Source organism: Providencia sp. PROV189 (assembly GCF_028480065.1).
Classification (GTDB): domain Bacteria; phylum Pseudomonadota; class Gammaproteobacteria; order Enterobacterales; family Enterobacteriaceae; genus Providencia; species Providencia stuartii.
This window is the reverse complement of sequence record NZ_JAMPOG010000008.1, coordinates 1-13624: the sequence shown is the minus strand read 5'-3', so window position 1 is coordinate 13624 and position 13624 is coordinate 1. Positions and strand designations below refer to the sequence as shown.

General features: G+C 44.3%; 14 protein-coding genes and 1 tRNA gene. 11 read left to right on the top strand and 4 right to left on the bottom strand.

The features are described from left to right. Positions 1-29: 29 nt before the first annotated feature. The 3 genes from tomB to gloB all read right to left on the bottom strand — a co-directional run bounded on the left by tomB (position 30) and on the right by gloB (position 3137). Positions 30-398 (bottom strand): Hha toxicity modulator TomB, encoded by a 369-nt coding sequence (gene tomB / locus PR833_RS05905; RefSeq protein WP_004927067.1) that lies wholly within the window; start codon positions 396-398, stop codon positions 30-32. A gap of 567 nt (positions 399-965) precedes the next feature. Then, on the bottom strand, positions 966-2303 hold the full coding sequence (gene mltD, locus PR833_RS05900; RefSeq protein WP_272525966.1) for a murein transglycosylase D: 1338 nt from the start codon (positions 2301-2303) through the stop codon (positions 966-968). A 78-nt stretch (positions 2304-2381) separates the two neighbouring features. Beyond that, positions 2382-3137 carry a hydroxyacylglutathione hydrolase gene (gene gloB, locus PR833_RS05895; protein WP_004927081.1) on the bottom strand — a complete coding sequence of 252 codons (756 nt, stop codon included), beginning with the start codon at positions 3135-3137 and terminating at the stop codon, positions 2382-2384. A gap of 33 nt (positions 3138-3170) precedes the next feature. Between gloB and PR833_RS05890 the strand changes: the two genes are divergently transcribed. Next, positions 3171-3896: a class I SAM-dependent methyltransferase gene (locus tag PR833_RS05890; RefSeq protein ID WP_040132836.1), complete on the top strand. Its 726-nt coding sequence runs from the start codon at positions 3171-3173 to the stop codon at positions 3894-3896. 78 nt (positions 3897-3974) lie between these two features. On the opposite strand, the gene rnhA is transcribed toward PR833_RS05890, so the two are convergent. Beyond that, a complete protein-coding gene (gene rnhA, locus PR833_RS05885; RefSeq protein ID WP_014656762.1) occupies positions 3975-4445 on the bottom strand; it encodes a ribonuclease HI in 471 nt (156 codons plus the stop codon). Between the two features lie 54 nt (positions 4446-4499). Here rnhA and dnaQ point away from each other — a divergent pair, with 54 nt between their 5' ends. From dnaQ to PR833_RS05835, 10 genes are all read left to right on the top strand, one after another. Continuing rightward, a complete protein-coding gene (dnaQ, locus tag PR833_RS05880) occupies positions 4500-5261 on the top strand; it encodes a DNA polymerase III subunit epsilon (protein ID WP_004927092.1) in 762 nt (253 codons plus the stop codon). A gap of 114 nt (positions 5262-5375) precedes the next feature. Continuing rightward, a tRNA-Asp gene (locus PR833_RS05875) sits at positions 5376-5452 on the top strand. A gap of 1384 nt (positions 5453-6836) precedes the next feature. After that, complete coding sequence (locus tag PR833_RS05870) at positions 6837-7232, top strand: helix-turn-helix domain-containing protein (RefSeq protein ID WP_040132837.1); 396 nt, start codon at positions 6837-6839, stop codon at positions 7230-7232. A gap of 134 nt (positions 7233-7366) precedes the next feature. Further along, the gene (locus tag PR833_RS05865; RefSeq protein WP_040132838.1) at positions 7367-7888 is read left to right on the top strand and encodes a fimbrial protein; all 522 of its coding nucleotides are present in this window, start codon (positions 7367-7369) and stop codon (positions 7886-7888) included. Between the two features lie 187 nt (positions 7889-8075). After that, a complete protein-coding gene (locus tag PR833_RS05860) occupies positions 8076-8507 on the top strand; it encodes a fimbrial protein (RefSeq protein ID WP_272525965.1) in 432 nt (143 codons plus the stop codon). Between the two features lie 60 nt (positions 8508-8567). Beyond that, the gene (locus PR833_RS05855; protein WP_272525964.1) at positions 8568-11102 is read left to right on the top strand and encodes an outer membrane usher protein; all 2535 of its coding nucleotides are present in this window, start codon (positions 8568-8570) and stop codon (positions 11100-11102) included. 104 nt (positions 11103-11206) lie between these two features. Beyond that, entirely contained in the window at positions 11207-11956 is a 750-nt protein-coding gene (locus PR833_RS05850; protein ID WP_040132841.1) for a fimbria/pilus periplasmic chaperone, read from the top strand. Between the two features lie 49 nt (positions 11957-12005). Continuing rightward, on the top strand, positions 12006-12341 hold the full coding sequence (locus PR833_RS05845; protein ID WP_272525963.1) for a fimbrial protein: 336 nt from the start codon (positions 12006-12008) through the stop codon (positions 12339-12341). 302 nt (positions 12342-12643) lie between these two features. Continuing rightward, the gene (locus PR833_RS05840; protein WP_230089036.1) at positions 12644-13174 is read left to right on the top strand and encodes a fimbrial protein; all 531 of its coding nucleotides are present in this window, start codon (positions 12644-12646) and stop codon (positions 13172-13174) included. Continuing rightward, positions 13171-13624 (top strand): fimbrial protein (locus PR833_RS05835; protein WP_336298697.1); only part of this gene is annotated, 454 nt, incomplete at its 3' end. The genes PR833_RS05840 and PR833_RS05835, both read left to right, overlap by 4 nt.

The window sequence follows — 13624 nt, the reverse complement described above, 5'->3', positions numbered from 1 at the left end:
TATAGTTTATATAGCGACGAATAATATCTTTATGTTTTGCTTGCAGGGCACTTTAAATCATCATCAAGTACGGAAACTAGATTTTGATTCATGCTCTGCCAGTCAATAATTTCACTTAGAGTTATTACAGGGCTTCCGAATAAATCATAAGTCTCATCAAGATACTCTTCAACTAATGATATAACGAGATTCTCTTTGGGATATTTTATCTTAAATTGCCACACGAAGGCTGCAATATGTTCAATGAGTTCATTAAGTCTAGCACTTTGTGGTGAACTTAAATCATTGACCCAGTGTGTATTAGTTTTCTGTAAGCTTAACATTGCTTCTCGATTCAAACTGTTACACAAGTATTTTAACTCAGATATATCATAATTTTTGGGTGAATATTCATCCATAATCACCTCCGCAGGCGAGACTAACCTTTGCTATGTGTATTTCTATATCTAAATAATCTAGTACAAACTAAATAAAACACCTTGGTTATTAACATAAGCATTTACTAATCAACGCATTAGGTTATATATACTTTGTAACAAAGTAGGTGTGATTTTTAGAATTATCAATAATTATATCAGTAATATTCAAATACGGGCTAGCAGCGCTAACAGTTTTCGCTGTGCTAATAATATAGCACTTTTATTACATAAGTCACCACCTGACCGCGGTTTTTTTTCAAAAATAAAGCAGGATAAAGGACTTATAGTGCTATTTATATCAATTAAGCGCAGTTTTAAAGGAGTTTTATATCCAATTAGAGATACTTTTCGTTTGTTTACAAAAAATAACGATGATTTTAACTTAAAAACGATATGCAAAATAATTTGAAGAGGTTTTTTTAACAAAATAGAGAAAAGATTAACGGTAATTGAATATGATACCAATATTGATAAGCATAATTAATTTTTAATACCAAATAAGTAATACCTACCGATTAATCGGTAGGTACATGACAGAGACTTATTTTATAAGTAGAGATTCAATGTGACACCAGGTTTTAGATCTGCCATTTTGACACCTGAATTCCAACTCATTAAATCATTGAGTTTGATCCCATGCCTTTTGGCTATGCTGTAATAAGAGTCACCTTTCTTCACTCTATAAGTTTTGGTTTTACGACTATTGGCAGTAGGGGCTGAACCTTTTATCTTAAGGGTTTGGCCCGGATAGATAGTGGCCGTTTTCATTCCATTAAGCCGCTTTATATCTTTACTTGTCGTATTGAATTTTTTGGCAATACTTGCAACCGATTCCCCTTTAGCCACTTTATAAGTGAAATTATTGGCGGGTTGGGTTGATCTCTGATGCTGATTTTTAGCCACAGCGAGACGGATATTATCTAAAACAGCTTGGTCAGAAAGTGATACTTTTAATTGCTCCGCTTTTGCTGTCGGTAACATAATATAATGTGGGCCATTAGGTGATGTTACACCACGCTTATAGCCAGAATTATAAATTTTCAGCGACTCTTCCGAAATACCTGTTAGCTCGGCAGCTTGGGTTAATGTAATTTGCTGCCCAACATCGACTTGAGTTAACGCTCTATTTCGGTTACTACGCGGTAATTTAATTTGATATTTTTCAGGTGCTCTTAATATTTGGCTAAGCGCTAATATTTTAGGCACATATTGTTTTGTTTCTTTAGGTAAAGATAACGACCAGAAATCAGTTGGCAACCCAGCTTCTTCATTCTTCTTAATCGCATTCAGTACACAGCCTTCACCGCAGTTATAAGCGGCTAAGGTTAATTCCCAATCATGTCCAAACATGATATTTAAATTTTCGAGCAAATCAAAAGCAGCCTTAGTCGATGTGACTAAGTCACGGCGCTCATCGACCCATTGATCTTGTTTTAAGCCATAAGAGCGTGCGGTGATAGGAACAATTTGCCACAATCCTGCCGCCTGTGCAGGTGAGGTTGCTTTTGGATTGAATGAACTTTCTATGATTGGAATCAGGGCCAATTCCATGGGTAAGTTACGATTATCGATTTCGTCCACGATCCAGTACATATAAGGTTCGGCCCTTAATGTGACGTCGTAGAGAAAACTTTGTTTTGTATAGTAATTACTTGCCTGTTCCCTGATGATAGCATTATCAGGTATATCCATCTTCAGCTCATCACTGATATAACCCCAAAGGTCGTTATCTACCGTTGAGATTTGTCTGCTTGCTGCCTGATTATGTGGAGCAACGGTTTCTATAGTGTGGTTTGCTGAAGACCTGTTCTGCTTGGTTTGTTGAGGCGAAGATTGGCATCCGGCCAGCAGAACAATGGCGATAATAGTCGCTATTGTCTTCATTGTGTCTTGGTTCTTTGTTGTATGTGTAAAAGTCGAACAATAATACTTATCCGACACAAAGAAGACAATAATTAAACGTTAATAATGATCTTTTAATTGACGTAGAACGGTAAAAACAGCTCTAAGTGGTGGGTTAGCTTGATTTATATTTAATTTTCTTTGCAATTGTGCATTATCACACTGTAAAAAAATATTCACTTTTCGTTCTGTTTTTAGTGTGGTAGGTACAGTTGGTTGATTTTTGTTTCGCTTAGCGGCAACCTCTTCTTGATATTGGCTAATTTGCGTGTTTTCAGGCCAAATATGGTGAGCGAATTTCAAATTAGATTGAGTATATTCATGGGCACAACAAATTAATGTGTCATCAGGGAGAGCAGCAATTTTCTGAATGGATTGATACATTTGCTCCGGTGTACCCTCAAATATCCTTCCACACCCAGCAGAAAACAGGGTATCGCCACAAAATAGATAAGGGGCTTGATAAAAAGCAATATGACCAAGGGTATGTCCAGGTAAGCCAATAACATCAAAATTAAAATCGTTAATTTTGACACTATCACCTTGCTCAACGATTTGTGTTGCTCCTTTAACTTGAGTCTCTTGAGGCCCAAAAACAGGTAGGTTACTGAAGTTTTTCAGAATACCTTTTACACCACCAGTATGGTCATTGTGATGATGGGTCAGTAAGATAGCCGTTGGGGTAAGCTTTTTTTGCGTCAATATTTCGAGGACTGGCTCTGACTCCGCGGGGTCAACAATGATACACTGTTGGTTATTATCAGACAGAATCCAAATATAGTTATCATTTAAAGCAGGGACTCGTATTAACTCCATAATGACCTCTCTATTTTGATTAAGGGGAATTTGATGAAGCCAGCGCGTATTGAAAAAAAGTTCCAGATGCCTGTGAGTTGGTCTGATATTCCTTTTGGGGAACACTATCGCCAAGCGTTGCAATATCAGCTTCGCCCTTGGTGGCCAAAAATATTTGGCTTTCATTTGCTTAAGCTTGGGCACCTCAGTACTGAGGTCGATACCGAAGAGTGTATGGTATCGCATCAGTTTTGTTTGGGGAATGGTGACCCTCGTTTTCAAGTTATCGCTGAACCACAAGCGCTTCCCTTTATGGCCAAATCAATCGACGCATGCTTAATTTCACACATGTTGGCATATAGCCATGACCCCCATTGGGTATTGCGTGAAGTTGACCGTGTGCTCGTTGATGATGGCTGGCTAATTATTTCTGGCTTTAACCCATTTAGCTTATTAGGGATCGGTAAAATGGTGCCGTTCCTTCGTAAACAGCAACCTTATTGTAGCCGTCTTTTTCCTACGTTAAGGGTATTTGATTGGCTTAGTGTATTGAATTATGAAGTACTTTACCATCGCAATTGTCAGGTGTTTCCATGGCATGGCCCTGAAAATTGGTTAAATCAGCGCATAAAAGGGGTAGGTACTTTAAATGTGATTGTTGCGAGAAAGCGAACTTACCCTCTAACTCCGACATTGCTCAAATTTAAACAACCGAAAGTTAAAATAGGCACTGCACTGGGGGCAACAAAGCGTATTTCTGATAGCACCAAAAAATTATAAATTTCAGCGATAAACACGCGATATGAATTAAGGCCTACACTGTGTGGGCAAATGTAGGCAAGTTGGGATTGAACCCGTTTAATCTTGTGTAGGTTGGTAACCTGTATCTTCTTTTGTTGGTGATTCAGCCGCTTGGCGTGCGAGTTCATCACATTTTTCATTTTCCGGATGGCCTGCATGGCCTTTTACCCAACGCCAATCAATTTTATGGCGAGCGATAGCCGCATCTAAGCGTTTCCAGAGGTCAACATTCACTACCGGAGACTTATCTGCTTTACGCCACTGACGACGCTTCCAATTGTGGATCCATTGTGTGATCCCTTGGCGAACATATTGGCTATCGGTGGTTAAAATAATATCACATGGTCGTTTTAACGATTCAAGGGCAACAATAGCAGCAAGTAGCTCCATACGGTTATTGGTTGTCATAAAAAAACCTTCATTGAGTGTCTTTTCATGCTGTTGGTAACGAAGAAGAATGCCATAACCACCTGGACCTGGATTACCCAGACAGGAACCATCAGTGAAAATTTCTACCTGCTTTGTCATTTCTGTTAAACTCTACCTTATTCATCAATCTCTAGTTTGACACAAAAATCCATTATGAGCACGGCGATAACCAGACAAATTGTCCTCGATACTGAAACCACAGGTATGAACAAACTGGGCGTTCATTATGAAGGCCATAACATTATTGAAATTGGAGCCGTCGAGGTTATCAATCGTAGGCTGACGGGGCGCAATTTTCACGTCTATATAAAACCTGATCGTCTCGTGGACCCTGAAGCTTTTGAGGTTCATGGTATCAGTGATGAGTTTTTACAAGATAAACCCGTGTTCGCTGATATTGCCGATGAGTTTATTGAGTTTATTCGTGGAGCAGAGCTGATTATCCATAACGCCCCCTTTGATATTGGCTTCATGGATTACGAATTTAGCAAATTGAATAAAGATATACCGCCAACGGCCGATTTTTGCCAAATAACGGATAGTTTAGTGATGGCTCGGCAAATATTTCCCGGTAAACGGAATAACTTGGATGCGTTGTGTGATCGCTATTTGATTGATAATACGAAACGAACTCTCCATGGGGCTTTGCTCGATGCCGAGATACTGGCTGATGTCTATTTAGCGATGACTGGTGGACAGACGTCTTTGGCTTTTTCAATGGAAGCAGATACTTCAAACGAAAGTTATGTTGAAGAAGTACAACGGATAGACCGTCCTGTCAGTGGGTTAAGGGTACTTTATGCGACGGATGAAGAGCTGATTGAACATGAAAAGCGGCTAGATATCGTCGATAAAAAAGGTGGTAAGCCTTGTCTCTGGCGTCAATCGCCTGAGGAAGGGGAGACGGTTCATTAGCAGTTATTCGCTTTTAAGGCTAAAAACTGTTCAAATGCACGTTTTTTCAAGAAAAAGTATTGACTGTTATTGAAAGTATTCGTAATATGCATCGCGTTCCCAAGGGGAATGTTCGGAGCGGTAGTTCAGTTGGTTAGAATACCTGCCTGTCACGCAGGGGGTCGCGGGTTCGAGTCCCGTCCGTTCCGCCAGATATCGAAGCCCTGATTCTTAGAATCAGGGCTTTTTGCATTTATGCCTTTGTTCCCTCAAATACACAAAAGAAAAATCCCTCATAAATGTAATGATAGGGGATGCTCTTGATATCCCAATCTGTGTTCATGGCTATTGCAGCGAGTCAGTAATAAAGTTTATGAAATAGAGAACGAAGTCTTGAGTTAAGACTACTATTATACGTAAGCAATTTATAAATCTAAATAAACAGATGAAAGATAACATGACATTAATGATCGTTATTGAGGTATGACGATGAGAAAATTAGTTAGATAACTTTAACTCCATCCTTTTGTGTGAATCATTTCGCTTCACTACCTTTTAGTATTTCCCATCCTGAATAAATGATATTGATTTAATCCTCTTTTAGTGGGCGATCAAAACACTATCGTTCAATTCATAATCTATAAATCACTTATTCATCTCTTGATGGCTTTTAATGTTACCTTTAAGTGTTTTTGAGAATAATAATGGTTTTCAATTTAAATTGGTTTTAAAAGTTAAATTTTGTTTTTTGCGCATATCTTTTTATGATGCTCATTATGGGTATATTTAATTCTCAAGTAAAAAATAAGCTCAATAAGAGAATGTTCACTTTTCTTACATATTTGTATTATTTAAATTAGTAGTCATTTTTCAATGCTTTGAAATGGACTAAAATTAAAATGTCTTATTTTTAGTTGTGATAATTATTATTTTAAAAGTGATTGTGAAGTCATGGTTGGTATTGTTGTCCAAATCAAAAGATAACTTTAACTTTAAAGGGTTCTTATCTAATATTTAAAGATGGACTATTATTTTAAATAATTAAATCTATATTGTATCTACATGAAAAATACGGGGTTATTTTTTATTTATTCTTATATAAGAAGTGTTTAATAAATTAATTAATTTATGTTTTCATTTATGATTGTGAATATTTATTAAATTTAATATTTTAATCTTTATTTGTGTCATAATTAGTGTGTTTTTGGTTGAAAATACCATTTTATATAGATTATCTCAAAAAGATTTTTTGCTAAAGCCTGCCAAATAGCTAGATTTTACGAAATTAAAATTACTCCGTATTGGTGTAAACAGAAGGTCTCTGTACTGCTAAATGGCTGGGGGGAAGTTTGATTTTACTCCAATGCTCAAGTAAATTAATAGGTATTGATTCAGTGATAATACATAACACAACATTATTTATACCTATAGACTTAAAGTTGCATAAAACATGTTTAAGGTGGATTTTTTATTCAATTTTAAAATGGAATGGGTTTCTATGCATATTGGTTTTTATTAGTTATCTTCGTTAGATATATTTATGTAAGTGGCGTTTAAATAGGTAAATATAATTAATTTAATGCATGGAGAAAAATAGTGAGAGTAGAGACGGTACAAATTCCGAAAAATAAACTCGATGATTCAAGAACTGTTTTCACCAAAGCGATCGGGAAAGAAATTCATAAATTACGTAAAGAACGTTCGATGACAGGAAAAGATCTAGCTAAGCTAGTTAATGTTTCCCAACAACAAATATCACGTTATGAATGTGGGGTTTGTAATATAACAATAGATACATTAATTATTATTTTAAATGCATTAAATGTTCCTTTAACAGATTTCTTTAATCAGGTCTTTTTACAGGTATTCGAAAAGGAAAAGAAAATCTGTGTGCAGTATCGTAATGTATTTAGCTCTGATAACCAGTCGGAAGAATTGAAGAAACAGCTCGAGATTTTTTTTCGATATAATCAAACTAACTTATGGGGTTAGTTATTTTATCATTTCTTTTTATTTAAAGATTTTTAAATTATTTATCTATAAATAATTAGGAATACGCACGTCTGAAGGATTGTCAATACATTCCTTTTTTTTAAATACAATATATTTATATTACAGAGGCAAATATGAAAAAAGTTATTTTAGCAACCCTGATTTCTGGCGCAATGAGTTCAGCAGCATTGGCGGATGCGGGTAGTGGTACCGTGACATTCACTGGCTCTATCATCGAAGCGCCATGCTCTATCGCACCGGGCGAAGAAAACCAAGAAGTACCATTAGGTCAAGTGTCTAACGTGACACTGGCTGCCGGTGGTTCTTCTTCTGCTCAGCCGTTCTCTATCCAGTTAGAAGGTTGTAATTTAGAAAACAACAACCAAGTGACGGTGACCTTTAACGGCACCGCTGCGGGCGCGACAGGTACGCCAGGCGCTGACTTATTGCAAATCACTGGGGATGCTTCCGGTGCGGCTGTCAAAATCATGAACGCTTCTGGTGCAACCATCGCGGTGAATAGCGGTAATACGCAAAACTACGTACAAGGTGACAACACACTGAAATTCCAAGCGGCACTGCAAGGTTTAGAAGGGGCAACCATTGTTCCAGGTAACTTCCAAGCGGTCACCAACTTTACGCTGGCGTACAACTAATCGCTTAGCAGCCATTGGCGGTGTCTACGATGTTATTCCCTTGGCCATGTGGTGTGCCAAGGGTTTTATGGCAAAAGGGGAAGGGATAATGAAGGGGTTTTCAATCCGTGCAGGTCTGCTGTTGGCCGTCAGTGTCGGGGTATCCTCCGCGCAAGCAGACACCTCGCCACTATGGGGGCGTATCAGTATGAATGGCAGTATTGTCGATTCGGCGTGTGCCATTGATACCGGCTCGTATGCGCAGACGGTGGACATGGGCGTGTTGCCCGTCAGTACCCTTCGCCAGCAAGGACGCGGTCCCGTTCGCCCCTTTTCGATTGCGCTGATAGGGTGCACGTTGACCCCGTATGCGGGCGCGGCGTGGCAAACCTTTTCGGTCACCTTTGACGGGCCCACCGACGGTGAGCGGTTCTCGGTCTCTGGTGACGCACGCGGCGTGGCATTACGGCTGCAAGATGCACACGGTCAACCGATTTATCCTGGGCAATCGACCCCGAAGCAAGCCCTTGTCCTGGGCAACTCTGTGCTGCATTACGGCTTGCAACTGGTCTCCGATGCGGGGCCTTTACGACCGGGGGACTATCAAAGCGCCCTGCGGTTTAAGCTCGATTATGACTAAAAAAGCCCGTTTTTTTGGATTTCCTGTTTTTCCTGAACTTGACTTTTAGGGATGTTACTTATGTCTTCAACACGACCGAAATTTTTTCGCCCTCGGGGCCTGAGTCTGGCGATTGCCTTGTCCTTATACAGGGTTTCTGTGCCGGTCATGGCGGCGGAGGCGTTTGAATTTAATACCGAGGTGCTCGATTTAGAAGACAAAACTAATATTGACTTGAACCAGTTTTCCCGTGCGGGCTACATCATGCCCGGCACCTATTCCTTTACCTTAAAAGCGAACGAAGAACAGCTCGGTGAGGTATCTGTACCGTTTTATGTGCCTGAGAATGACCCAAAAGGCAGCATTCCGTGTATTTCACCCGAGCTGGTGAGCCAATTGGGCCTACTGCCTAAAGTTCAAAAAGAGGCCACATTTTGGCATGACGGGCAATGTTTATTGGTGGAAAGCGTGCCGGGCATGCAAGTGCGGGGTGATTTAGCTACGTCGTCCTTGTACGTGAGTATCCCGCAAGCCTATTTGGAGTACACGGCCCCCAATTGGGATCCGCCGTCACGCTGGGACGACGGCATCGCGGCATTGATGCTCGATTATAACGTCAACGGTAACGCCAATAACTCGTACAACGGCGGGCATAACAGTTATACGTTAAACGGTAACGGGGTGGTTGGGGTCAACTTGGGCGCCTGGCGTTTTCGGGCGGACTGGCAGGGGCGATTAAACCACGCCACGGGGTCGGGCGAGGCGGTCAATAAAGATTTTGATTGGAACCGCTTCTACGCGTACCGCGCATTGCCGAGCTTGGCGGCCAAACTGATTATCGGGGAAGACTACCTGGTCTCGAACATGTTTGACTCGTTCCGGTTTATCGGGGCGAGTGTGCGCTCGGATTTGAACATGTTACCGCCGAATTTGCGCGGCTATGCGCCGGAAGTGACCGGGATTGCCAAAACCAATGCCACGGTGACCGTGAGTCAACAAGGGCGTGTGTTGTATGAAACCCAAGTGGCGCCGGGGCCGTTTCGTATTCAGGATTTGAGTGATGCGGTCAGCGGGAAGCTGGAGGTGACCGTCAAGGAGCAAGACGGTTCAACTCAAGCGTTTCAGGTGGACACGGCCAGCTTGCCGTACCTGACCCGCCCGGGGCAAATCCAATACAAGTTAGCGTTAGGGCAACCGACCAATTACCAACGTCACAGTGAAGGGGACAGTTTTGTCACCGGCGAGTTCTCATGGGGGGTTAACAATGGGTGGTCACTGTTTGGGGGCAGCCTGAACAGTCAAAACTACAATGCGGTGTCGCTGGGTATCGGGCGCGATTTATTGGCGTTCGGTGCGCTGTCCTTTGATGTGACACAGTCCTTTGCCCGCTTAGTAGGGCAAGGGACGGTCAGTGGGGGGGCTTACCGCATTAACTACTCGAAACGCTTTGAAACCATCGACAGTACCATTCAGTTTGCGGGGTATCGCTTCTCTGAGCGTGACTTTATGTCGATGTCCGATTTCTTGTCCGCGTTAAAAAGCGGGGGGCGTTACGGGGGCAGTAAAGAGCTGTATACCGTGTCACTGAATAAAAACTTTGCTGACCAGGGAATGTCGTTGTACTTGAACTACAACCACCAAACGTACTGGGACCAGCCGGACAATGACTACTACAGTGTCATGTTATCGAAGTACATGGACATCGGGCCGCTTAAAAATGTCAGCGTGAACCTGACCGCGACGCGTACCGAGTACAACGGCGTGAAGGATGACAGTGTGTTTTTATCCACCTCGTTCCCGTTGAGCAACGGCGCCAATGTGGGGTACTCCTTAAACAGCAGTCGCTATGACACCACCAACCGAGCCACGTACTACGACCGAATTGATGACCGGACGACCTATCAACTCAGTGCTGGCAGCAGCAAAAAAGGCGGCACGGGCAGTGCGTTTATTACCCATCAGTCGGATGTGGCGCGTTTAACGGCAAACGCCAGTTATATGCACAACCAATACAGTGCATTTGGGTTGTCGGCGAGTGGCGGCGTGACGCTCACCGCGGAAGGTGGCGGGTTACACCGTATTAATGCCCCGGGTGGAACGCGGATGCTGGTTGATACCGACGGGGTTGCGAATGTGCCGATTAAAGGGTTTGGTGCCCCCATTACCTCAAACGCGTTTGGTAAAGCGGTGGTCGGCGATGTGAACAGTTATTACCGCAGTAAGGCGCAGATAGATTTGAACGCCTTACCGGATAACGTGGATGCGCAGCAATCGGTGGTGCAAGCCACCTTAACGGAAGGTGCGGTGGGTTACCGTCACTTTGCGGTGGTCTCGGGCGAAAAAGCGATGACGGTATTACGTTTACCGGATGGCAGCTTCCCACCGTTTGGGGCACAAGTGCAAAACAGCAAAGGGCAAAATACGGGGATTGTGGGCGATGCAGGGAGTGCGTACATCAGTGGGATTAATCCGACGGAGGCGATGACGGTGACGTGGGGCGAGAATAAGGCGTGTGAAGTGCGTTTCCCTGCTGCACTGGGCACTTTGCAAGAGGCGTTATTGCTGCCGTGTACTCCGACAGTCCGCGCTGACGAGAGTGCCCTGACTCAGCGCTAAATTATTCATATAAAAACGGCTTGCACGAATACGGTGTGGGCGACATTCAGAGTGAATTATGAGGGGAGAGGGTGTCCTTTCCCGTTAGATAAAGGTAAACGACCATGCAATTAAATCGCGCATCGAGTGTTGTCTCCAGTCTTATCGGGCTGACTGTCTTGAGCAGTACGGCTTATGGGGCGGTTTCTATGGACCGGACCCGAGTCATTTTTGATGGTGGCCAAAAATCGATTTCGCTGAATATCTCGAATAACAATAAACAGCTGCCGTATTTGGCGCAAGGGTGGATTGAAAATGCCGAAGGGCAAAAAATCCAGTCGCCGTTAGTGGTGTTGCCGCCGGTGCAGCGTTTAGAGCCGGGGAAATCGAGCCAAGTGAAGATTGAGGCCCTGCCGGCGATTAGTACGTTGCCGCAAGACCGTGAATCGCTGTTCTATTTTAATTTGCGGGAAATTCCGCCGAAAAGTGATAAGCCGAACACGTTGCAAATTGCCTTGCAGACGCGGGTGAAGTTGTTCTATCGCCCGAAAGCGATAATCCCGGAGAAAAATGGGGCGCCGTGGCAAGACAAGTTGACCTTGGAAAAGCAGGGTGACCAGTACGTGGTGAAGAACCCGACGCCGTATTATGTGACGATAATTAACGCGACCGCCAACGCAAAATCGTCTGATGGCAAGGAATTTACGCCGGTGATGGTGTCGCCGTTTGGGCAAGATACGCTTGGGGTCAGTGTCAATAAGCTGGGCAGCAGTCCGGTACTGACGTACATCAATGATTTTGGCGGGCGTCCAACGTTGACGTTCCGTTGCCAAGCTCAGACGTGTGACGTTGTTCCTAATCCTAAAAGCGAATAAGGCAGCGTCAGAGCCTGTGCTTAGCGTAACAGACAGTAAGGAGTGTCAGATGACTGACCAACAAAGAAAACGCAGGTTTCGTCACGGCCTGCTTGCGGCGGTGCTCAGTGGTATCGTCAGTGCGCCGAGCTTGGCGGATAACAATGACAACCTTTATCGTCCGGTGGATAACTGGAATGTGGATGGGCAGCACGGGGTGGTGTATGTCAAAGGGTCACTGACGGAAAGTCCGTGCCGTTTGGCGATGACGTCGAGCTACCAGACGGTGGAGATGGGGAACTTAGATACCGGCACCTTGCAGCACAACGGTAAGGGGACGCCGATTGTGTTTCAGATTGAACTGGAAGATTGCTTAGAGACGGCGACGCGGCTTGAGAATGTGTAGAGTGGCATGACAGCATGGAGTTCGACGCAGCCGGCGGTGAAAATTCGGTTTGTGGCGCCGACGGTGCCGATGTACAGCGATTTTGTGCGGGTCAATGGGGCGCAGGGCTTGGGGTTGGCGGTGACGACCGCGGGTGGCGCCTTGTTACCGATGGGGCAAGCGAGTGAGCCGCAGTTGTTGCCCTCGGGGCAAAGTCGGTTGACTTATTACGTGACGCCGGTGAGAACGGGGGCGTTGGTCCCAGGGCCGTATTCGGCACTTATCGCGTTTGAAATGCTGTACGAGTAGGAGTGACCATCACCATGACAATACGACGACGTCTCTGTCGACCGCCGAAAGCGCTGGCAACCAGTCTGTTGCTGAGCAATCTGATGTTGTTTTCAGCGGCTGCTCTGGCGGAAACTTATACCTTAACCGTCAAGGTGACCGTGGTTGAGAAGACCTGTGATATCTACGGGCCGAGCGGGATTGGGCAACCCATCAATGTGACGATGGGGGACCTGATCATTAAAAATATTGATGGTGTCAGCTACGGGCAAACCGAGATCCCGTACCAGCTCCAGTGTGAGGATGGTGACCAAAACCCGGCGTTAAAGCTGAAGTTTGACGGTCCGCGGATGAACGGTCAAGCGACCAATGTGCTGGCGACGTCAGAGCCCAATTTGGGGTTACGGCTGATGGTGAACAATACCAATCTGGGCTTGGGGACATGGCGTAATTTTAATTATAGCACCCAACCCATTCTCAGTGTGATCCCGATTGGCAGTGGGACGGGGGGCATTAATGACGGTCAGATGACCGCGTCCGCCACGTTGAGTGTGGAGTACCAATGATGATGAGCCGACACACCAGGATATCCGTAATGGCATTATGGCTGAGCAGCCTGATGCCGCTGACGACGTATGCCGTCGATGTGAACTTTACGGCCAATTTAATCCAAAACCCGCCGTGTGATGTGGCGGGGCCGGATGGGGTTGACCAGCCGATCCGCGTGCCGTTTGGGGAGGTGGGGATCACTAAAATTAACGGTGAAAACTATCGCCAAGACTTTACCTTGACGCTCAGTTGTGGGACGGGGCTGGGGAACGCGGTGGCGTTGTATCTGGAATACCGGGGGATGCAGGCACCGTTTGATAATCAGGCGTTACAAGCGAGTCAATCGGGCTTAGGGGTGCGTCTGTATCACGAAGGGGTGGTTATCCCCCCGAACAGTGGCACCCCAATCACCATGTCAGATAACGGGACCGAATCGTTGCCGTTGTATGCGGTACCGGTGAAGGATG